20 protein-coding genes and 1 tRNA gene are annotated in these 21,028 nt (G+C 73.7%); 8 read left to right on the plus strand and 13 right to left on the minus strand.

The window, feature by feature from the left end:
* Positions 1–7: 7 nt before the first annotated feature.
* The 5 genes from pdxS to pgsA form a co-directional block, all read right to left on the minus strand.
* Positions 8–928 (minus strand): pyridoxal 5'-phosphate synthase lyase subunit PdxS, encoded by a 921-nt coding sequence (pdxS, locus tag ABGA99_RS25945; protein WP_347575784.1) that lies wholly within the window; start codon positions 926–928, stop codon positions 8–10.
* Between the two features lie 214 nt (positions 929–1,142).
* Positions 1,143–1,697 carry a membrane protein gene (locus ABGA99_RS25950; protein ID WP_047014730.1) on the minus strand — a complete coding sequence of 185 codons (555 nt, stop codon included), beginning with the start codon at positions 1,695–1,697 and terminating at the stop codon, positions 1,143–1,145.
* 1 nt (position 1,698) lies between these two features.
* Positions 1,699–2,871 (minus strand): glycosyltransferase family 4 protein, encoded by a 1,173-nt coding sequence (locus ABGA99_RS25955; protein ID WP_347575783.1) that lies wholly within the window; start codon positions 2,869–2,871, stop codon positions 1,699–1,701.
* Complete coding sequence (locus ABGA99_RS25960) at positions 2,868–3,743, minus strand: phosphatidylinositol mannoside acyltransferase (protein ID WP_347576116.1); 876 nt, start codon at positions 3,741–3,743, stop codon at positions 2,868–2,870. Before ABGA99_RS25960 ends, ABGA99_RS25955 begins: the two co-directional genes overlap by 4 nt.
* Before the next feature lie 20 nt (positions 3,744–3,763).
* Positions 3,764–4,480, minus strand: a complete 717-nt coding sequence (pgsA, locus tag ABGA99_RS25965; protein ID WP_347575782.1) for a phosphatidylinositol phosphate synthase — start codon at positions 4,478–4,480, stop codon at positions 3,764–3,766.
* Between the two features lie 252 nt (positions 4,481–4,732).
* Here pgsA and ABGA99_RS25970 point away from each other — a divergent pair, with 252 nt between their 5' ends.
* Both ABGA99_RS25970 and ABGA99_RS25975 read left to right on the plus strand, forming a co-directional pair.
* Positions 4,733–6,931 (plus strand): elongation factor G-like protein EF-G2, encoded by a 2,199-nt coding sequence (locus ABGA99_RS25970; RefSeq protein WP_347583526.1) that lies wholly within the window; start codon positions 4,733–4,735, stop codon positions 6,929–6,931.
* 141 nt (positions 6,932–7,072) lie between these two features.
* A complete protein-coding gene (locus ABGA99_RS25975) occupies positions 7,073–8,686 on the plus strand; it encodes a hypothetical protein (protein ID WP_347576115.1) in 1,614 nt (537 codons plus the stop codon).
* A 51-nt stretch (positions 8,687–8,737) separates the two neighbouring features.
* Here ABGA99_RS25975 and ABGA99_RS25980 read toward each other — a convergent pair whose 3' ends face one another.
* Complete coding sequence (locus ABGA99_RS25980; RefSeq protein ID WP_347575780.1) at positions 8,738–10,192, minus strand: PLP-dependent aminotransferase family protein; 1,455 nt, start codon at positions 10,190–10,192, stop codon at positions 8,738–8,740.
* Between the two features lie 63 nt (positions 10,193–10,255).
* On the opposite strand from ABGA99_RS25980, the gene ABGA99_RS25985 reads away from it, so the two are divergent.
* Both ABGA99_RS25985 and ABGA99_RS25990 read left to right on the plus strand, forming a co-directional pair.
* Entirely contained in the window at positions 10,256–11,443 is a 1,188-nt protein-coding gene (locus ABGA99_RS25985) for an aminotransferase class I/II-fold pyridoxal phosphate-dependent enzyme (protein ID WP_347583527.1), read from the plus strand.
* A 238-nt stretch (positions 11,444–11,681) separates the two neighbouring features.
* Entirely contained in the window at positions 11,682–12,533 is an 852-nt protein-coding gene (locus tag ABGA99_RS25990; protein ID WP_347583528.1) for a hypothetical protein, read from the plus strand.
* Between the two features lie 155 nt (positions 12,534–12,688).
* On the opposite strand, the gene ABGA99_RS25995 is transcribed toward ABGA99_RS25990, so the two are convergent.
* From ABGA99_RS25995 to ABGA99_RS26010, 4 genes are all read right to left on the minus strand, one after another.
* A complete protein-coding gene (locus ABGA99_RS25995; RefSeq protein WP_347575777.1) occupies positions 12,689–13,249 on the minus strand; it encodes an HIT domain-containing protein in 561 nt (186 codons plus the stop codon).
* A 48-nt stretch (positions 13,250–13,297) separates the two neighbouring features.
* Entirely contained in the window at positions 13,298–15,280 is a 1,983-nt protein-coding gene (gene thrS, locus ABGA99_RS26000; protein ID WP_347575776.1) for a threonine--tRNA ligase, read from the minus strand.
* Between the two features lie 114 nt (positions 15,281–15,394).
* Complete coding sequence (locus ABGA99_RS26005; RefSeq protein WP_347583529.1) at positions 15,395–16,552, minus strand: hypothetical protein; 1,158 nt, start codon at positions 16,550–16,552, stop codon at positions 15,395–15,397.
* A complete protein-coding gene (locus ABGA99_RS26010; protein ID WP_347575774.1) occupies positions 16,552–16,860 on the minus strand; it encodes a hypothetical protein in 309 nt (102 codons plus the stop codon). The genes ABGA99_RS26005 and ABGA99_RS26010 overlap by 1 nt, the downstream gene beginning before the upstream one ends.
* A 187-nt stretch (positions 16,861–17,047) precedes the next feature.
* Between ABGA99_RS26010 and ABGA99_RS26015 the strand changes: the two genes are divergently transcribed.
* On the plus strand, positions 17,048–17,776 hold the full coding sequence (locus ABGA99_RS26015; protein ID WP_347583530.1) for an exonuclease domain-containing protein: 729 nt from the start codon (positions 17,048–17,050) through the stop codon (positions 17,774–17,776).
* A 59-nt stretch (positions 17,777–17,835) separates the two neighbouring features.
* On the opposite strand, the gene ABGA99_RS26020 is transcribed toward ABGA99_RS26015, so the two are convergent.
* Positions 17,836–17,907: transfer RNA gene (locus tag ABGA99_RS26020), tRNA-Val, on the minus strand.
* A gap of 426 nt (positions 17,908–18,333) precedes the next feature.
* Here ABGA99_RS26020 and ABGA99_RS26025 point away from each other — a divergent pair.
* Together ABGA99_RS26025 and ABGA99_RS26030 are read left to right on the plus strand one after the other, a co-directional pair.
* Positions 18,334–18,747 carry an SsgA family sporulation/cell division regulator gene (locus ABGA99_RS26025; RefSeq protein ID WP_018836768.1) on the plus strand — a complete coding sequence of 138 codons (414 nt, stop codon included), beginning with the start codon at positions 18,334–18,336 and terminating at the stop codon, positions 18,745–18,747.
* A gap of 180 nt (positions 18,748–18,927) precedes the next feature.
* A complete protein-coding gene (locus ABGA99_RS26030) occupies positions 18,928–19,581 on the plus strand; it encodes a CGNR zinc finger domain-containing protein (RefSeq protein ID WP_347575772.1) in 654 nt (217 codons plus the stop codon).
* On the opposite strand, the gene ABGA99_RS26035 is transcribed toward ABGA99_RS26030, so the two are convergent.
* Positions 19,568–19,720 (minus strand): hypothetical protein, encoded by a 153-nt coding sequence (locus tag ABGA99_RS26035; protein ID WP_347575771.1) that lies wholly within the window; start codon positions 19,718–19,720, stop codon positions 19,568–19,570. The genes ABGA99_RS26030 and ABGA99_RS26035 overlap by 14 nt on opposite strands.
* A gap of 158 nt (positions 19,721–19,878) precedes the next feature.
* Positions 19,879–20,358 (minus strand): hypothetical protein, encoded by a 480-nt coding sequence (locus ABGA99_RS26040; protein WP_347583531.1) that lies wholly within the window; start codon positions 20,356–20,358, stop codon positions 19,879–19,881.
* 128 nt (positions 20,359–20,486) lie between these two features.
* Between ABGA99_RS26040 and ABGA99_RS26045 the strand changes: the two genes are divergently transcribed.
* Positions 20,487–20,999: a DsbA family protein gene (locus ABGA99_RS26045; RefSeq protein WP_347575769.1), complete on the plus strand. Its 513-nt coding sequence runs from the start codon at positions 20,487–20,489 to the stop codon at positions 20,997–20,999.
* Positions 21,000–21,028 lie beyond the last annotated feature (29 nt).

Below are 21,028 nucleotides of genomic sequence, written 5' to 3' on the forward strand. Positions count from 1 at the left end.
GCCGACCTCACCAGCCCCGGCCGGCGTAGCGCTCGGCGTCGTCCAGGGTGTCGAGGTTGATGCCGACCATGGCCTCGCCGAGGTTGCGCGAGGCGTCCGCGACGACCTTCGGGTCGTCGTAGAAGGTGGTGGCCTTGACGATGGCGGCGGCGCGCTTGGCCGGGTCGCCGGACTTGAAGATGCCGGAGCCGACGAAGACGCCCTCGGCGCCGAGCTGGCGCATCAGCGCGGCGTCGGCGGGGGTGGCGACACCGCCGGCGGAGAACAGCACGACGGGCAGCTTGCCGAGCTTCGCCACCTCGGCGACCACCTCGTACGGGGCACGCAGCTCCTTGGCGGCGGCGTACAGCTCGTGGTTGTCCAGGCCGCGCAGGGCACCGATCTCGTTCTTGATCTGGCGCAGGTGGCGCACGGCCTCGACGACGTTCCCGGTGCCGGCCTCGCCCTTGGAGCGGATCATGGCGGCGCCCTCGGCGATCCGGCGCAGGGCCTCGCCGAGGTTGGTGGCGCCGCAGACGAAGGGGGTGGTGAAGGCCCACTTGTCGGAGTGGTTGACCTCGTCGGCGGGGGTGAGCACCTCGGACTCGTCGATGTAGTCGACGCCGAGCGCCTGGAGGATCTGGGCCTCCACGAAGTGGCCGATGCGGGACTTGGCCATCACCGGGATGGAGACGGCCTCGATGATGCCCTCGATCATGTCGGGGTCCGACATGCGCGCCACGCCGCCGTCCTTGCGGATGTCGGCGGGCACCCGCTCCAGGGCCATCACCGCGACGGCGCCCGCGTCCTCGGCGATCTTCGCCTGCTCGGGCGTGACGACATCCATGATCACGCCGCCCTTGAGCTGCTCGGCCATGCCGCGCTTGACGCGTGCGGTGCCGGTCTCGGGAGCCGACGACTGGGGGGCGGAGCTGGGCGTGCTGGACACGGTGGAACCTCACTCGGTGATGTGGGCGCGGTGTGGGTGTGGGTGGCGTACGGTGCGCTGCTTCCATCGTAAACACGTTCGGACGACGGGCCCGAACGTGCGCCACGGTCAAGGAAACCCCAGGCGGGAGGGGTCGGGAAAGAGCCAATCGGCAAGCTGTGGCCGCCGAGCCGGCAGCGACGGCGGGGCAGCGGCGGCGACAACGCCGGCGGGGTCAGCCCGCCGGGGCGCGGTCGGTCAGCGCCGGCGGCGGCTCGTCGTCCATCTCGACCGCCAGCGGGAACGGCGCGTGCCCGGCCAGCCGGAACCAGCGCACCTTGCGGTGCCGGCGCAGCGCCCGCGCCGCCCGTACCGCGTCGTTGTGGAAGCGCCGCGCCATCGGCACCCGCCGCGCGGCCTCCGCGAGCTCGTGCACGGCCTCCTCGCCGCCGGGCGCCCCGCGCACCGCCTCCACCTGCTCGGGCGCCTCGAACACCGCCCGCAGCGCCTGGCTCAGCTCGCTCTCGGCGACCTCGCGCTGGTCCTCCTCCGCCTGCCGGGCGGCGTGCGCGGCCTCGTAGAGCACGATCGAGGCGGCCGGGTCGAGCACACCGCTGGTGGCCAGCTCCTGCGCCACCGAGGCGCGGCGCAGCAACTGGGCGTCGAGGGCCGCCTTGGCGGCGTCGATGCGGGTGTGCAGCCGGTCGAGCCGGCCGGCGGTCCAGCTCAGATAGACGCCGATCAGGCAGAGCCCGACGGCGACGAGCAGCAGGGTCAGAGCGGTCGACACGTCATCCCTCCCGGTCGCGGGCGGGGCCGAAGCGGGCCGCCCAGCGGCCCGCGCGCTCGTCCTCCGCCACCGACGCGGCGCCCTGGGTCACCGTCTCGTACACCGACAGGATGTCCGCGCCGACCGTCGACCAGTCGAAGCGCTGCACGTGCCGGCTGCCGCGCTCGCGCAGCCCGGCCCGGCGGGCGTCGTCCAGCAGCAGCCCGGCGGCCCGCTCGGCCAGGTCCCCGGCGTCCTCGCGCGCGAACACCTCCCCCGCCGTGCCGCCGTCCAGCACCTGCACGAAGGCGTCCAGGTCGGCGGCGAGCACGGGCGCCCCCGCGGACATCGCCTCGACGAGGATGATGCCGAAGGACTCGCCGCCGGTGTTCGGCGCGACGTACAGGTCGACGCTGCGCAGCAGCCGCGCCTTGTCCTCGTCGCTGACCATCCCCAGGAACTCCACCCGCTCGCGGACCCCGGGCGGCAGACGCCCGGCGACCTCGGCCCGGTCGCCGCGCCCGGCGACCAGCAGACGGGCGTCCGGCACCCGCTCCAGGATCCGCGGGAACGCCTCCATCAGCACCGGCAGCCCCTTGCGCGGCTCGTCGATCCGGCCGATGAAGCCCAGCGTGCGGCCCTGCCACTCGGCCTTCGGCTCGGCCCCGGCGAAGAAGGAGACGTCGACGCCGTTGGGGATGACGACGGCGTCTCCGCCCAGGTGCTCCACCAGGGTGCGGCGTGCGTACTCGCTGACCGCGATGCGCGCGCTGATCTTCTCCAGGGCCGACTGCAGGATCGGGTACGCGGCGATCATGCCGCGCGAGCGCGGGCTCGACATGTGGAACGTGGCCACGATCGGCCCCTTCGCCGCCCAGCAGGCCAGCAGCGCGAGCGACGGCGCGGCCGGCTCGTGGATGTGCAGCACGTCGAAGTCGCCGTCGCGCACCCAGCGGCGTACCCGGGCGGCGGACAGGAAGCCGAAGTTGATGCGCGCCACGGATCCGTTGTACGGCACGGGGACGGCGCGGCCGGCCCAGACGACGTACTCCGGCAGCGGGGTGTCGTCGTCGGCGGGCGCGAGCACGGAGACCTCGTGGCCGGCGGCGCGCAGGTGCTCCGCCAGGTCCCGGACGTGGAACTGCACTCCGCCGGGCGCCTCCCAGGAGTACGGGCAGACGATCCCGACCCTCACCGCGACGCCCCGCCCCTGAGGTCGTCCAGCCAGAAGCGCTGCAGCATGTGCCAGTCCTCCGGGTGCCCGGCGATGCCCTCGGCGAAGTCGTCGGCCATCGCCTGCGTCATGGCGGCGGTCTTCTCGGCGCGGGTGCCGGTCGCGGGCACCTCGACGGGCGCGTGCACCTTCCCCTGCAGGACGGGCGAGTCGTCGTACCAGAGCGTGACGGGCAGCAGCAGCGCGCCGGTCTGCTGGGCGAGCAGCGCGGGTCCCGCGGGCATCCGGGCGGCGGAGCCGAAGAAGTCCACCTCGACGCCGGTGGCCGACAGGTCGCGGTCGGCGACCAGGCACACCAGCCCGCCGCCGCGCAGCCGCCGGGCGAGGGTGCCGAAGGCGCTCGCGCCGCCGTGCGCCAGCACCTCCATGCCCAGGCTCTCGCGGTACGCGACGAAGCGGTCGTAGAGCGACTCCGGCTTCAGCCGCTCCTGCACGGTGGTGAAGGGCACGCCCAGCTCGGTGGTGACCCAGGCGCCCGCCAGGTCCCAGTTGCCCATGTGCGGCAGCGCGAGGATCACGCCGGTGTCACCGGCGAGGCCGTCCTCAAGCCAGTGCACGTCCTCGGGGTCGAAGCCGTCGCGGACGCGCTGCCTGCTCCAGGCCGGCAGCCGGAAGGACTCCATCCAGTAGCGCATGTACGAGCGCATGCCGGCCCGGCTCAGCGCGGCCAGCCGCTCGGGCCCGGCGTCCGGGACGACGCGGGCGAGATTCGACGTCAGCCGCCGTACGCCCTTGCCGTCGCGGCGCCAGGCGGTGTCGGCGATGCGCCTGCCGAGGGCGGCGGCGGCGGGCTCGGGCAGCCGTTTGACCGCTGCCCAGCCCAGGCCGTACATCCCGTCGGTCAGGCGCTCCTTCACGCGCTCTCCTGGTCCGCGGGCTCGGCCTCTGCCCCGGGGCGCGGCCCGCCGCGCGGCGCGGGCGGCGGCAGCGGGTCGGCGGCGTCCTTCTCGGCGGCCTCCCGGTGCACGGTCACCATCCGCTGGAAGAGCGTGACGGCGCTGCCCGCGGCGACCGCCCACAGCGCGATGGGCAGCAGGAGGTCGATGTGCGGGATGCCGAAGGTGCGCTCCATGCCCGCGAATCCTGCGAGCACCAGGATGATCACCAGCCGGTCGGCGCGCTCCATCAGGCCGTTGACCTTCACCGGGAGCCCGATGCTCTCGCCGCGCGCCTTCGTGTACGACACGACCTGGCCGCCGGCCAGGCAGAAGATCGCCACCGCGCACAGCACCAGGTCGTCGCCGTCGCCCGCGTACCAGAGTGCGATGCCGCCGAAGACGGCGGAGTCCGCGGCCCGGTCGAGCGTGGAGTCCAGGAACGCGCCCCAGCGGCTGGAGCGGCCGGACTGGCGGGCCATGGTGCCGTCGATCAGATCGGAGAAGACGAAGAGGGTGATGATCACCGTGCCCCAGAAGAACTCCCCGCGGGGGAAGAAGGCCAAGGCGCCCGCCATCACCCCGAGGGTGCCCACGAAGGTGACGGTGTCGGGGCTCACGCCACGGCGCAGCAGCATCGCGGCGATCGGTGCGAAGACACGCGTGAAGATCGCACGCGCGTACTTGTTCAGCATGGCCGTCCCAGGGTCGCCGGTCGGCGGGCCCCCGCGGCTGGCCGGGGGGACTCGTCGGTGGAAGTCGCTCAACGTAGCGCAGCCATCGTAGCCAGCGCCCCGGCGGGGCCGCGCGGGCCGTATGCCCCTCACCGGCCGGGGCGTACGCACGTCCGGGCGGTCGGTGTTTCCGAAGCCGTCCGTGCTATGGACGGGGTCTGACGGCGGTGCAAAGCTCGAATGCACCGCACGTGTCAGACGGAGGCGAGACACATGGGTGACAAGGCACACGCACACCCCGGAGCCGCCGGCAGGGCAGCGGCGGCCGCCCGGCCCTCCGACATTCGGAACGTGGCGCTGGTCGGCCATAGCGGATCCGGTAAGACCACGCTGGTGGAGGCGCTGGCGCTGACCACGAAGGCGCTCACCCGGGCCGGCCGGGTCGAGGACGGCGGCTGCGTATCCGACTACGACGAGATCGAACAGCGCCAGCAACGCTCGGTACAGCTCTCGCTGGTCCCGGTCGCATGGGACGGCATCAAGATCAATCTACTGGACACCCCCGGCTACGCGGACTTCGTCGGGGAGCTACGGGCCGGTCTGCGCGCCGCGGACGCGGCCCTCTTCGTCGTCTCGGCCGCGGACGGCGTGGACGGCGCGACCCGGATGCTGTGGGACGAGTGCGCGGCGGTCGGGATGCCGCGGGCGATCGTCGTCACGCATCTGGACGCCGCCAGAGCCGACTTCGGCCAGATGACGGAGACCTGCCAGGCGGCCTTCGGGGGTGACGACCCCGACGCCGTGCTGCCGCTGTACCTGCCGCTGCTCGGCGAGCCGGCGGCGGACGGCCACGCGCCCGTCCACGGGCTGATCGGCCTGCTCACGCAGCGGGTCTTCGACTACACCTCCGGTGCCCGCGAGGACAGACCGCCTCGCGCGGAGGAGCTGCCGCTGATCGAGGAGGCCCGCAACCGGCTTATCGAGGGCATCATCTCGGAGAGCGAGGACGAGTCCCTCATGGAGCGCTATCTCGGCGGCGAGGACGTCGAGGTCAAGACGCTCGTGCAGGACCTGGAGAAGGCCGTCGCGCGCGGGGTGTTCCACCCGGTGCTGGCCGCCGCGCCCGCCGCCGACGGCGGGACGCAGGGGCTGGGCACGGTCGAGTTGCTGGAGCTGATCACCGGCGGCTTCCCCACCCCGCCGGAGCGGCGCATCCCCGACGTGACCACCGTGCGCGGCGAGGAACGCGCGCGGCTGGCCTGCGACCCGGCCGGGCCGCTGGCCGCCGAGGTGGTCAGGACGTCCTCGGACCCGTACATCGGCAGACTGTCGCTGCTGCGCGTCTTCTCCGGCACGCTGCGCCCCGACCAGACGGTGCACGTCTCGGGGCACGGGATGGAGGACCGCGGGCACGAGGACCACGACACCGACGAGCGGATCGGCTCGCTGACCGCCCCGTTCGGCAAGCTCCAGCGCCCGCTGGAGGCGGCGATCGCCGGCGACATCGCCTGCGTCGGCAAGCTGAACGGCGCGGAGACCGGCGACACCGTCTCGGCCAAGGACGAGCCGCTGCTGATGGCGCCGTGGGTGATGCCGGACCCGCTGCTGCCGGTGGCCATCGAGGCGCACACCAAGCAGGACGAGGACAAGCTGTCGCAGGGCCTGGCGCGGCTGTGCGCCGAGGACCCGACGATGCGCCTGGAACAGAATCCCTCGACCCGGCAGTTGGTGCTGTGGTGCCTGGGCGAGGCGCACCGCGACGTGGCGCTGGAGCGGCTGCGCACGCGGTACGGCGTGCAGGTCGACTCGGTGGACCACAAGGTGTCGCTGCGCGAGACGTTCTCGGGCCGGGCGGCGGCGCGCGGACGGCACGTCAAGCAGTCCGGCGGCCACGGGCAGTACGCCATCTGCGAGATCGAGGTCGAGCCGCTGCCGGAGGGCTCGGGCATCGAGTTCGTGGACAAGGTGGTCGGCGGCGCGGTGCCGCGGCAGTTCATCCCGTCGGTGGAGAAGGGCGTACGCGGCCAGGCGGTCAAGGGCGTGGCCACCGGCTATCCGCTGGTCGACGTGCGGATCACGCTCGTCGACGGCAAGGCGCACTCGGTGGACTCCTCCGACGCCGCGTTCCAGACGGCCGGCGCGCTGGCGCTGCGGGAGGCCGCGGCGCAGGTGCAGATCCATCTGCTGGAGCCGGTCGCCGAAATCGGCGTGCTGGTCGCGGACGAGTACGTGGGCCCGGTGATGAGCGACCTGTCCGGGCGGCGCGGCCGGGTGGTCGGCACCGAGCAGGCGGGCGGCGGCCGGACGCTGGTGCGCGCGGAGGTGCCGGAGTTCGAGATCGGCAGGTACGCGGTGGATCTGCGCTCCCTGTCGCACGGCACCGGCCGGTTCGACCGGGCGTACGCCCGGCACGAGCCGATGCCGCAGCAGGTGGCGGCGAAGATCCGTGATCGGCAGTCCCGTGACGGTTGACCGCGGCTAGGCTGGGGCACATTGGTGGTCGGGCCCGCTTGCCCGCGGGCCCGGCCCCATCACCGGGGCGGACGCGCGGCGTTGGGGGCGGCAGTGGCAGGTTCTGAGGGGCTGGAGTTCGACTTCGCCCCGCGCGCACAGGTGCCCCTCTCGGGCGCCCAGGGTCAGACGGCGGCGACGCACGCGCTCGCGTCCACGGCGTACCGCGACAGCGCCGTCACCAAGCTCCTCGACGCCAACAACGACTGGAGCAAGTCGGACTTCAAGAAGGGCCGGCTCTCGCTCTTCGAGCCGAACCTGGGCGAGGCGTTCGCGCGCGCCGTCACGGTGCGCATGCTCGCCGACGGCCGCAAGCCGCTCATCCAGTCCTTCGGCACGGAGCCGCAGGCGGTGCTGGAGCACTGCCTGGCGGCCAACCGCTACCGCAAGGAGCGCGACACCCGGCTGACCGTGGTGATGGGCGTCTTCGGGCTGCTGTTCCTGCCCGGGGTGCTGCTCTGGCTCGGTGTCTTCCAGCTCCGCCGCACCCTGGCAGGCGCGTCGGACAAGCGCGTCGGCGCGGTGGGGTACGTCCTGCTGGGCATCATCGGCGTCGCCGCCGTCTACCTGTTCATCACGCTGCCGCCCGGCGGGCTGCTCAACATCTATCTGCGCGGCCTGCTGGTGGCGCCGATCATAGGCTGGTTCTGGGCGAACCGGATCTGCGAGCAGTACGCCAAGGGCCTGCGCGAGCACTGGACGGCGCTGCTGTCCGGCGGCGGCCTCGGCGCCAAGATCCCCGAGGCGGTGCCGAGGAACCCCGGCGAGGCCAGCGCGGAGCGGCTGCGGCTGGGCCTGGCGAAGCTGTCGGCGGAGCAGCACAGCAACGTCGTCTTCTACGCCGGCCCCAAGGGGATACTCGGCATGGGCACCCGCTGGGGCGCCTGGCACCTGGCGGAGGACCTCAAGCCGAAGGAGTCCGGCGGCGAGATCCACCCGTTCCGCAGCTGGGACATCGCCAAGGCGGTGCACGACCAGCTCCGCATGCTGGAGCGCACCCCGCTGCACACCGGCGGCTTCCCGGCCCCCGCGATAAAGCACTGGATCGTCTCGCCGATAGGCGAGGGCGCGGGCGAGGTCGCCCGGCCCGGCGGCGCGATCGTCGACGGCTATTCCGTACGGGACTTCGAGGTCCAGCGGATCTGCAACGAGCAGCAGTTCGGCGCGGGCAACCGGCACTATCTGGGCGTGCAGTTCACGCTCTGGGACGGCCAGTTGGTCATCACGCTGCTGGTCTCGGTGACCGTGCTGCACCAGACGCTGCGCATCGAGGTCACGGGGCACGCGCTGGGCCCGGTGCACCCGCTGTTCACCAGCAAGCCCAGCCGTGAGACCAAGACCGTGAGCGGCATGAAGTTCTGGGAGACCAAGGAGAAGCCGCTGCCCCTGGTCCGTACCCGCGAGGTGGTGCGGCTGGCCGCGCGGGCGCCGTTCACCTGGTATCCGCCGCTGCTCGACTACCTCGGCGGCAAGCTGAAGCTCCCCGAGCCCTTCGGGCTGCGGCACGTGTGGGCGGACAAGCCGTGGCGGCACCGCTTCATGGCGGACGACGCGCTGCGCGCGGCGACGCCGGTGCTGCGGGTGGTGCACCAGGCCGCGATGCGGGTGCTGGAGGAGCACAGCGTGGACACGACGAGCTTCGGCGCCCGGTCGGCGTTCCTCAGCGGGGCCGTGCAGGGCGCGGAGCCCCGGCGGGCGGACGTGTACGACGGCTGACGGCGGGCGCAGGGCGCACGGCCAGGGCGCGCGGGCGGGGGGCGGCCCCGGTCAGACGGTCACACCGCCGAGGGCCGCGGGCGTCGCCGGGCGGGAACTCCCGTCGTACGCCGTCCAGGCCGCGGCCAGCCGCCCGACGGCCTCGGTGAGCACGTCCCGCGGTGAGCAGAAGTGCAGCCGCAGGTACGGGCCGCTGCCCCCGGCGGCGTCCACGCAGGCGCCGGGCAGGACGGCCACCCCGTGACGGAGCGCGACCTGTGCGAAGGACACTCCGTCCCCGTAGGGCAGCCGCAGCCACACCGTCTGCCCGCCGGGCACCGGCGGGCAGTCCCAGGAGGGCAGCAGCCGGGCCAGTTCGGCGCGCAGGTGGTCGTGGGCGCGGCGCAGGTCGGCGCGGCGGCGGGCGAGCAGCGGTTCGTACGCGGCCAGCAGCGAGACGGCGACGAGTTGGGCCGGCACGTCCGTGCCGAGGTCGTGGACGGCCTTCAGCCGGGCGAGCCGGGTGACGACGCCGGCGGGCGCGCGCACCCAGCCGATGCGCAGCCCGCCCCACACCACCTTGCTCAGCGACCCGACGCTGATGACCTCGGTGCCGTCCGCGCACGCGGCGAGCGCCGGCGGCGCGGCACCCTCGAACGGGAGGTCCGCCAGCACCTCGTCGTCCACCAGCGGTACGCCGAGGTGCCCGGCCGCTTCCACGAGCCGGCGTCCGCGCAGCGGTGGCAGCACGGCGGCGGTCGGGTTCTGGTGCACCGAGGCGACGTACGCGAGCGCCGGCCGGTGCTCCGCCAGCGTCCGTACGGCGGCGTCCGCGTCGATCCCGTACGGCCCCACGGGCACCGGCCGCAGCACCGCCCCCGCCTCCCGGAACAGGTCCAGCGCGCCGGGGTACGCGGGCGCCTCGACCAGCACCGGATCGCCGGGGGCGACGAACAGCCGGGTCAGCAGCGCCAGCGCCTGCTGGCCGCCGGTGGTGACGAGGATCTGCGCCGGGTCCGTGGGGATGCCGCGGGCGGCGTAGCGGGCGGCGACGGCGGCGCGCAGGGCGGGCAGCCCGGCGGGGTGGTAGCCGAGGCCGGTGGCGGGCAGGGCCAGGTCCCGGTAGGCGCGGGCCAGTTCGGGGGGCGGGCCGTCCGGGGCCGCGCAGCTCAGCAGGATCACGCCGTCGGCCGGCTCCAGCAGGTTGAGGAAGAGCGGGTTCGCGGTCTCCGCCGTACGCCCCGGCACGAGCGCCGCCTCCGCGACGCGGGTGCCGCTCCCCTGCCGCCGTACGACGCGGCCCTCCTGACGCAGCACGCCGTACGCGGCGACCACCGTCGTGCGCCCCACGGCCAGCGCCGCCGCGAGCGCCCGCTCCGGCGGCAGCGCCGCGCCGGGGCGCAGCCGGCCCTCGTCGACCAGCCGCCGCAGCCGGGCGGCGAGCAGCATGTACAGCGGGCCGCGTCCGGCCGACCAGCGGCCGAGGGCGGCCACCAGGTCGGAGGCCCGCACGTCGTCGGTGTCCATGGCGGACCAATCTCCCGGAATTGGCCCTGTTCCGGCAACCCATTCGCCGCGGAGACTTTCGCCATGAGCGCCGACCTGCACCCCTCGACCCGTACCGCCCACCCGCCCGTGCCGGTCCCCGAGGGCAGCCGCCCGGTGACCGTGCCGATCCACCAGGGGCACGTCTTCACGTTCGACTCCGCCGACGCGTTGGCCGCCGCCTTCCAGGACCCGGACGGCGCGTACCTCTACAGCCGCTTCGGCAACCCGACCGTCCGCGCCCTGGAGGAGGCGGTCAGCGATCTCGAAGGGGGCGCGGGCGGGCTGGCGTTCGCGTCCGGCATGGGCGCGATCAACGCCGTGCTGCTCAGCCTGCTCTCCGCCGGCGACCACGTCATCGCGCAGCGCTCGCTGTACGGCGGCACGTACGCGACGCTGACCGATCTGGCGGAACGCTGGGGGGTGTCGGTCACGTACGTCTCCGGCCGGGACGCCGACGAGGTACGGGCCGCACTCACCCCCCGCACCCGGGTGCTCTACCTGGAGACCATCGCCAACCCCACCACCGCCGTCACCGACCTGCCCGCGCTCCTGGCCGCCGCCGCGGAGGCGGGGGTCACCGGCGTCGTCGACAACACCTTCGCCACCCCGCTGCTCTGCCGCCCGGTCGAGCACGGCGCCGCCGTCGTCGTGCACTCGGCGACCAAGTACCTCGGCGGCCACGCCGACGTCCTGGGCGGCGTCGCCGTCTTCCGCGACGCGGAGCTGCGCCGCCGGGTCTGGGCGCACGCCGTCGAACAGGGCGCGGTGGCCGACCCGTTCGCGGCGTGGCTGACGCTGCGGGGCATGGCGACCCTGGCGCTGCGCGTCGAGCGGCAGTCCGCGACGGCGCTGGCGCTGGCCGAACGGCTCGCCGCCCATCCGGCGGTCGCCCGGGTCCGCCACCCGGGGCTGCCGGACCACCCGGACCGCGCGACGGCCGACCGGCTGCTGGCCGCGGGCGGCGGGGTGCTGGCGTTCGAACTGGCGGGCGGCCGGGACGCGGGGCGCAGGTTCGTCGAATCGCTGCGGCTGGCGCTGCTGAGCCCGTCCCTCGGCGACGTCAAGACGCTCGTCATGCACCCGGCGAGCACCTCGCACCGGCAGCTCGACGAGGCGGCGCTGGCGGCGATGGACATCGGTGAGGGCACGGTGCGGGTCTCGGTGGGCATCGAGCACCCGGACGACCTGTGGGCGGACCTGGCGCAGGCGCTGGCGCAGGCGGCGGGCTGACGGGCCCGGACGCCTCCGGCCCCGGCGGCCGGGGGCGGGCCCGGGGCTCACCCTCCGCCACCGCCACCGCCACCGTCGCCTCCCCCGCCGCCACCGCCGTCGCCACCGCCGTCGAACCCGGCCCCCAAAGCCGCCGCCGGAAGGCGAGAAGCCCAGGTCGGTGGACCACGGGTCGTCCCAGCCCCGTCTCTCGCCGTCCGCCCCGCCCGCCCCGTACGGGGCGAGCACCCGGTCCACCGTGCCGAGGCGGATCAGCGCGTTCTCGTCGCCCGCGCCACACACCGCGCCGAAGAAGTGGGCCACCACCGCGTCCAGCGGGTCCGCGGTCTCGTACCGCACGTCCATCAACGGCTCCACCGTCGCGTACCGCACCTCCCAGTCCCGGCGGCGGGTGAGCAGGGCCACCGGGCGCCGGCCCCTGAGCAGCCGGGACGACTCCACGTCCCGCCCCTCCAGCTCCCACTGCACCTTCTCCGTCCGGAGCACGGCGACCCACCCCCGTACCGAGGAGTCGAGGACGGTGAGCACGGCCGGACGCCCCGCCACGGTGACCGTCAGCGGCGGATTCCTCGTCTGCACCTCCTCGGCGGTGAGGCCGGCCTTCCCGCGCAGCCGCACCGCGGGCGTCCCGGGCGCCTCCTCGGCCCACACGTCCGCGCGTACCAGCCGCCGGTCGACGGCCACCGTCACCATGCCGCCGTGCGGCCCCGCGGCGGAGCGCCGCGCCATCCACAACGGCACGCCCTCCGACTCGGCCCGCCGCCCCGCCGCGGCCACCTCCGCGGGCCCGCCGCTCAGTTCCACCGCCAGTTCCCCGAGGGCTCCGGCGAACGCCGCCGCCTGCCGCACCCGGATCACGTGGGCGGAACCGGTCACGTGGATCAGCGGCACGACGCCGGGCCCGTTACCGATCCGCGCCAGCTCGCGCTCCAGCCCGCGGCCGCCGAGCCACTTCCCCCGCAGATACGCCTCGGCCATGGCCATCAGGTGCATGTCGCGGACCCGCACGCGCCGGCCCCGCCCCACGGACAACGTGTCCGCCGTCAGCCGCACCTTCGCCGCCAGCGGGTTCCACGCTCTCTCCGCGTAGACGGCCGTCTCGTCACCCGACATCTGTGCCCCCCTGCACACCGTCGCGCAAGCGGTGGCGGAACCCCCCGCTTTCGGTCCAGTGTGCACGAAACCCCGGAAAATTCACCCCGGTCGGACACCGATCGGGGCGGGGTGGCCCGGGGCGGGCGGCGGCTAGGCCGCGGGCCAGACGGCGGCGAGCATCGTGCGGGTGTCCGCGAGGAGTTGGGGCAGCACCTTGGTGTGGCTGACGACCGGCATGAAGTTCGTGTCCCCGCCCCACCGCGGCACCACGTGCTGGTGCAGATGCGCGGCGATGCCCGCGCCCGCGACCGGGCCCTGGTTCATGCCGAGGTTGAACCCCTGCGCCCCGGACGCGGTGCGCAGGGCGGTCATCGCGCGCTTGGTGAAGACCGCCAGCTCCGCGGTCTCCTCGTCGGTCAGCTCGGTGTAGTCCGCGACGTGCCGGTAGGGGACGACCATCAGATGCCCGCCGTTGTACGGGTACAGGTTCAGCACCGCGTAGACCTGTGCGCCGCGGGCGAGGATCAGCCCGTCCTCGTCCGACTTCTCCGGGATCGCGCAGAACGGGCACCCGTCGCCGGCGGCGGTGCCGGTGGGCTTGTTCTCGCCCTGGATGTACGCCATGCGGTGCGGCGTCCACAGCCGCTGGAACTGATCCGGGGTGCCGACCCCGAGCTGCTGCTCCGGCTCACTGGTCATACTCCGCAGCATATGGCGTAGGACCCCGCGGGCCGGGCGCCGGGCCCGGCCCGCGCCGGGTCACGACCCGGCGCGCTCCGCGACCGCGCGGGCCACCTCGTCGATCGCGTCGTCGATCGGCACGCCGTTGTTCTGCTCGCCGCTGCGGTAGCGGAAGGAGACGGCGCCCTTGGCCATGTCGTCGTCGCCCGCGATCAGCATGTACGGGACCTTGGCCTTCTGGGCGTTGCGGATCTTCTTCTGCATCCGGTCCGAGGAGGAGTCGACCTCGACGCGCAGCCCGCGGGCCCGCATCCTGGCCGCGACCTCCTGCAGGTACGGGACGTGGTCGTCGCCGATCGGGATGCCGACGACCTGCACGGGCGCCAGCCACGCCGGGAAGGCGCCCGCGTAGTGCTCCAGCAGGACGGCGAAGAACCGCTCGATGGAGCCGAAGAGCGCGCGGTGGATCATCACGGGACGCTGCCGCGAGCCGTCCGCCGCGGTGTACTCCAGGTCGAAGCGCTCGGGGAGGTTGAAGTCCACCTGGATCGTGGACATCTGCCACGTCCTGCCGATGGCGTCCTTGGCCTGCACCGAGATCTTCGGCCCGTAGAACGCGGCCCCGCCCGGGTCCATGACGAGCTGCAGGCCCTGCTTCTCCGCGGCCTGGCGCAGGATCTCGGTGGCCTCCTCCCAGACCTCGTCGGAGCCGATGGACTTCTCCGGGTCCTTGGTGGACAGCTCCAGGTAGAAGTCCTCCAGCCCGTAGTCGCGCAGCAGGTTCAGCACGAAGGTCAGCAGCGAGTCCAGCTCGCCGGCCATCTGCTCCTTGGTGCAGTAGATGTGCGCGTCGTCCTGGGTGAAGCCCCGGGCCCGGGTGAGGCCGTGCACGACGCCGGACTTCTCGTACCGGTAGACGGTCCCGAACTCGAAGAGGCGCAGCGGCAGCTCGCGGTACGAGCGCCCGCGGGCGTCGAAGATCAGGTTGTGCATGGGGCAGTTCATGGGTTTGAGGTAGTAGTCCTGGCCCTCGTCGAGCTGCATGGGCGGGTACATGCCGTCGGCGTACCAGTCCAGGTGGCCCGACTTCTCGAAGAGCTTCCCCTTCGTGGCGTGCGGGGTGTAGACGAACTCGTAGCCCGACTCCTCGTGCCGCCGGCGCGAGTAGTCCTCCATCACGCGGCGCACGATCCCGCCCCTGGGGTGGAAGACCGCGAGGCCCGAGCCGATGTCCTCGGGGATGGAGAAGAGGTCCAGCTCGGTGCCGAGCTTGCGGTGATCGCGCTTCTCGGCCTCGGCCAGGAACTCCAGGTGCGCCTTCAGCTCGTCCCTCGACGGCCAGGCGGTGCCGTAGATCCGCTGGAGCTGCGGGTTCTTCTCGCTGCCGCGCCAGTACGCGGCGGCGGAGCGCATCAGCTTGAAGGCGGGGATCAGCCGCGTCGTCGGCAGGTGGGGGCCGCGGCAGAGGTCCTTCCAGCACAGCTCGCCGGTCTTGGCGTCGAGGTTGTCGTAGATCGTCAGCTCGCCGGCGCCGACCTCCGCGGACGCGCCTTCGGCGGCGTCGGCGGCATTGCCCTTGAGGCCGATCAGCTCCAGCTTGTACGGCTCGGCGGCCAGCTCCTCGCGGGCGTCGGCGTCGGTGGTGACGCGGCGGGAGAAGCGCTGGCCGCGCTTGACGATCTCCTGCATCTTCTTCTCGACGCGCTTGAGGTCGTCGGGGTGGAAGGGCTCGGGGACGTCGAAGTCGTAGTAGAAGCCGTCCTTGATGGGCGGGCCGATGCCGAGCTTGGCCTCGGGGAACAGCTCCTGCACGGCCTGGGCCAGCACGTGGGCGGTGGAGTGCCGCAGGATGTCCAGCCCGTCGGGGCTGTCGATCTCCACCGGCTCGACCTCGTCGCCGTCGGCGACCTCGTAGGCGAGGTCCTTCAGCGCGCCGGCGACGCGGGCGGCGATCACGGTGCGCTCGCCGGGGAAGAGGTCGCCGGCCGTCGTGCCCGTCGTGACCACGCGCTCTTCCCGCTCGGCGGCATCGCGGCTGATGATCACACGGACGTCGGACACGGGGTCTCCTTCGCGGGGAACGGGGTGCCGCACGCGGCGGCGGCACGGCGTGAATCGTACCGAGCCCGGGGGGCGCACGGCGAAATCGGGCGTCGCGTGCGCGGAGCGGTGCTCTCAGCCGTCGCCGTACGCCTCGTCGAAGAAGTCCAGGTGCCCATGCGCCTTCGGCAGCCGGTTCCCCCCGGCGTCCGCCACCGGCAGGGGCCTCACCCCCGACGCCCCGGTCAGCCGCCGGAAGCCGCCGCGGCTCTCCAGCATGCCGCTGATGCGCACCGGCACCCCTGCCAGGTGCGCCTGGCCCGCGACGCGGTACGCGTCCTCGTCGAGCGACGTACGCACCTCGGTGACGTCCGCGCCCGCGAGTACCCGCAGCCGCACCCGGCCCGGGCCGGTGGCTGCCGTCCGGCTGAGCCGGGTGACGGCTGCGGTGAGCCGGACCGGGAGGGAGGGCTCCCGGTGCCGGTAGCGCACGGCGGCCCGCTGCAGGGCCGGGATGTCGCCGGGGGCGAACTCCACCGGTTCGGGGGCCGCGGCGAAGCCCCTCGGCGTCGGGTGGGCGGGGGCCCAGGCCAGGGTGATGCGCACGCCGTCCGTGCCGCGCACGAGCGCGGTCAGGGCCTCGGTCAGCTCGTGGCACACGCCGAGTTCGACGGCGTGGTCGAAGGCGTCCATGGCCCCGGTGGTGTGCTGGCGGTCCACCGCGTCGCGGGTGGCGCCGAGGGCGCGGAGCAGGGTGGTGGTGACCGTGCGGCTCTCCGGCGCGGGGACGAACGCGGTCAGCCGGGCGGCGTGGGCGCCGGGGCCGAGCAGGGTCTGCTCGACGTCCCGGGCGGCGTGCGGGCGCAGCCGGGCGCCGTGGAACCCCGCGGGGCGGCGGGCGGCGAGCGCGCCGGCCAGCAGCATGGCGCGGGCGGCGGCGGACAGCCGCTCGGCGTCGGCCCACCGGGCGGGCCCGGCGCGCCGCTCGGTGCCGTACTCCCAGCTCACCTCGTCGCTGGGCACGGCCACGGCGGTGAGCACGAGCGGGGCGGACGGCTCGGGGCTGCGGGCCAGCGCGCCGAGCGCTTCGGCGAGCAGGTCGGTGCAGTCGGGGAAGGCGCGGTCGGCCGGTACGAGGACGCCGGCGCCGCCCGGTGCGTCGCCGGGCGGTGTGAAGCGCGCGTACCTGCCGGTGGAACCGCCGTGCCGGCGCCAGCCATGGCGGGCGAGGAGGGCGCCGAGCACGGCGGGGTCCGTATGGGCGGGATCGGGCTCCGGGGGCTGCCGGTACATCAGGGTCTCCCTCCCCTGCCGGCCCGGGTGGTGAGCGTGCGGCGCACGCGGCCGGCGCAGACGCGGATCACGGCGTGGCCGGCCGGGTCGTGCGCGGCCCGTACCGGAACGTGCCGGTCGATGCCGCTGCCGGGGAAGAGCCGCACGGGGGTGCGGCGGGCAGCGGCAACGACCGCGTGCAGACAGGCGGTCTGCGGCATCGCCGGGCACGCCGTCGCGGCGCGGGCGCCGCGCCGCGGTGCGGCCCGCTCGGGGAACGGGCCGCACCAGTCCGGCCGGATGAGGGCCATGGCCCAACTGCCTTCCATGCGCTGTCGGTAGCTGACGGGGGCCGGCCCCGCCACGGGCGGCCGAGGCGTGCCCGGCCCTCACTCTCTGTTGTCACCGCACGGACTCTCCGCCAAACAACCATTGTTCGAACGAGGGGTGTTGCGGGTATCACCCGGTCGGGTGGGACCGACCCCACCTACCGTAAAACTCCAGGGAGTTGGGCTGATGACGCTCTGGTACGAGGGGCCGCTGGCGGCCTTCGACACCGAGACGACCGGCGTCGACGTGGAACGCGACCGGATACTCTCCGCAGCCGTCGTCGTGCAGCCCCACATCACCTCGCCGCCCCGCCGCACGTCGTGGCTCGTCTCCCCCGACGTGGAGATCCCGCCCGCGGCCACGGCGGTCCACGGGCTGACGCTGTCGCATCTGCAGCGCCTGGGCCGCTGGCCGGCGCCGGTGATGGAGGAGGTGGGCAAGGCGCTGGCGGCGCAGTGCGCGAGCCACGTACCGCTGGTGGTGATGAACGCACCGTTCGATCTGACGCTGCTGGACCGCGAGTTACGCCGGCACCGCGCCTCGTCGCTGCCGAAGTACCTCGGCGGCGCACCGCTGTGCGTGCTGGACCCCCTGGTGCTGGACCGGCACCTCGACCGCTACCGCAAGGGCAGCCGCACGCTGACGGCGCTGTGCGAGCACTACGGCGTGGAGCTGACCGGCGCCCACGAGGCGGGCGCGGACGCGACGGCGGCGCTGCGCCTCGCACGGGCCATCGGGCAGCGCTACGCGGAGCGGATCGGCGAGCTGAGCGCGTCGGAGCTGCACGCGCGGCAGGCGGTCTGGCACGGCGCACAGGCGCGCGGGCTGACGGCGTGGTTCGCGCGTACGGGCTCGGACGAACGCTGCGACCCGGCCTGGCCGTTGCGCGCGAGCGGCCTGGCGACGGCGGCCTGAGGTGTGCGCGGGGAACGGGCGAGGGCCGTCCCACATGATGCGGAACGGCCCTCTCCGGGTGGGCGATACTGGGATCGAACCAGTGACCTCTTCGGTGTGAACGAAGCGCTCTCCCCCTGAGCTAATCGCCCCGGAACGCCTTGGCGGCGTGGTCAGAACCATACAGTGCGGCAGGCTCGCCGTTCAAACCCGTTGCCGCGGCGGGGCCGGCGGACCCCGTCCGCGCGAGCGCCGCCGCACGGTCGACGACGCGGTCGACGTCACCCGGTGTGAGCATCCCCGTGTGCCCCTTTACCGGCCATCGCCGACGCACCCTCCGCGCGCCTCCGTCACACTGCGCCCGATTCTCGTTACTCTCCGCATCCAGAGAGCCCAAACTATCCGTGCCGGAGAGTTCACCGGAACGGCCCTCATCCGAGAACCCTCACTAGGCCGTACGAACTACGAAAAACATCGCAAAACAGTCAGAGGGGTTTACAACGCCCCGGTAGGTGGCATGTCGACTTCGCCGACGTGCGAATCCCCGAGCGCACACTGAGCGAAAGGCCCTGGCGCTTATGAACCACACGGTCAGCTGCGAGCTGCACCTGCGCCTCGTTGTGTCGAGCGAGTCTTCCCTGCCTGTCCCCGCAGGTCTGCGGTACGACACCGCGGATCCTTACGCCGTGCACGCCACCTTCCACACGGGCGCAGAAGAGACGGTCGAATGGGTGTTCGCCCGCGATCTGCTCGCCGAAGGGCTCCACCGCCCGACCGGCACCGGCGACGTCCGCGTCTGGCCATCCAGAAGTCACGGCCAGGGCGTCGTCTGCATCGCCCTCAGCTCGCCCGAGGGCGAGGCACTGCTCGAAGCACCCGCGAGGGCGCTGGAGTCCTTCCTGAAGCGCACGGACGCCGCCGTGCCGCCCGGGACGGAGCCGCGCCACTTCGACCTCGACACCGAGCTCTCGCACATCCTCGCGGAGAGCTGAGTCCCCACGACCTCACCGTCCGTAGCCGTCAGCCTCGGGGAGACGGCCGGACCAACCACCGGACAACCGCACCAGAGCACCGCCGTCGTGCCACCGTGGGCGACGGCGGTGTCACGTTTTGGCTAGAGTCGGCGTCAGACCGACCAGGGGAACGCGCGGCCCGACCAGGGGAGCGGAACGGTGCTGATCAATCACGACACCCGGTGCGCGCTCGACATCGTCGTGGCGCTCTTGAACACCGACACAGGGGGCGAGGACGCGGACGTGCTCGTGGACGTGGGGGCGCTCCAGGGCTTCGTCGACGAGCAGGAGATCAGCGGCCTGGAGGCGCTCTGCCGCGCCGACCTGGCCGCGGTCCGGGCCGTACGGAGCGACCTCTCGGCCGTCTTCGCCGCCCCGGACGACCGGGCCGCGGCGGAGCGGCTCAACGCGATCGTGGCCGCCGCCGGCACTACGCCGCAGCTCACGGACCACGACGGCTACGAGTGGCACGTGCACTACTTCGCCCCCGGCGCCTCCGTCGCCGAACATCTGGCCGCGGACGGCGGGATGGCGCTGGCGTTCCTCGTCGTCGCCGGCGAGCGCGAGCGGCTGCGCCGCTGCGAGGCGCCGGACTGCGGCCGGGCCTTCGTCGACTACTCGCGCAACCGCTCCCGCCGTTACTGCTCCAGCCGCACCTGCGGCAACCGGCTGCACGTGGCGGCGTACCGCGCACGGCAGCGCGAGGCGGCTGCGGAGAACGGGACGGGGAACGGGACGGGGGAGGCGGCCGGAGACGGGGCCGGGAAGGCGGGGGCCGGGGCCGCCGGCGGGGCGGCGCTCACCAGCCGATGAGGTCGTAGACCGAGGTGCCGAAGATCAGCACGCCCACGACGGTGAGGAAGAGCATCAACGGCGGCTGGGACAGGGCGAAGAGGCAGCCGCGGGGCTCGGCGGAGGCGGGAGGCCGCGGTGCGGGCGTGTGGTCGTTCATCTCGCGCAGATGATGACGCAGGCACGCATGCCCACGTGGGCAACACGCCAGGAAAATCCGGCCTGTTCACGAAGATCGGCGGCGTGTGATCGATTCTTGTCGACAGAGATCGACTTCGCGGCTGCGCAGGGTAGTTCCGCGGGCCCGTAGCGTCAGATTCAGATCCCGTGCTTCTTGAGGATCGCCTCGATGTCGGAGAAGTCCTCGTCCCCCGGGCCGGAGCCCCGCCGGCCGCTCGTCGCCGGCGCGGAGCCGCGCGCCTTGCCGACCCGGCCGGCGCGGAGCGCGGGCTGCGACGCCGCGGGCGCCGCCGCCGGGGCGGCCGGGGCGCCCCCGCCCGCCTTGCGCCTGGCGCGCTCGCCGGCGAAGCGCTGGGCCACCCAGAGCACGACCGCGACCGCGAGCACGCCGAAGCCGCCCCAGACCGAGGGCTTGAAGACGAGATCCGTGGCCCAGTCCCCCGTGGCCTTGCCGACCTTCCCGCCGAGCTCGACCAGCCCCGCCATGGCCAGGCCGACGGGCACCAGCGACAGGGCGGCGATCTTCGTCGCCCGCCGGAACCTTCGCCGGTATGCGGTCAGCAGCGCGATCGCGAGCCCCGCCGCGGAGAGCGCGGCGCAGACCGTGGTGGTGAACATGCTTCCATCGTGCACCGGAATGCGCCGCGATTGCCATGGTGCGGCACGGCATGGGGGACATCTCCGGGTCCGGCTCGTCCGCAGGACCGAGACGGCGCTACCCCTCGGGGCCTGGAAGACTGGCGCCCATGGAGAACGATGTGAACGCTGCGCCCGTCCTCGACATGTGGTGCGAGCTGCAGTGCCCGGACTGCCGGACGGCGCTCGCCGACCTGCACACGCTGCGGGAGCGCTACGGGGACCGGCTCGACATCCGGCTGCGCCACTTCCCGCTGGACAAGCACCCGCACGCGATGGCGGGCGCCCAGGCCGCCGAGGAGGCCTTCGCGCAGGGGAAGGGCTGGGAGTACGTCGAGGCCGTGCTGGCGCGGGCCGAGAGGTTCGCCAAGCGGGGCGAGCCGCTGCTGGTCGAGACGGCGCGGGAGCTGGACCTGAACGCGGCGGAGGTGGAGACCGCCCTCGTGGACGGGCGGCACTTCCTGATCGTGGACGCGGACGTCGCCGAGGGCAAGGCGATCGGGGTGACGGGCACGCCGACGTACGTCATCGGGGACGAGCGCCTGGACGGCGGCAAGAGCCAGGACGGGCTGCGCGAGCGGATCGAGGAGATCGCGGACCGCCTGCTGGCGGCGACGGACTGAGCAGGGCCGAGCCGGCGGGGCCCGGAGGC

Origin of the sequence: Streptomyces sp. B5E4 (genome assembly GCF_039871555.1) — a bacterium.
Lineage (GTDB): Bacteria > Actinomycetota > Actinomycetes > Streptomycetales > Streptomycetaceae > Streptomyces.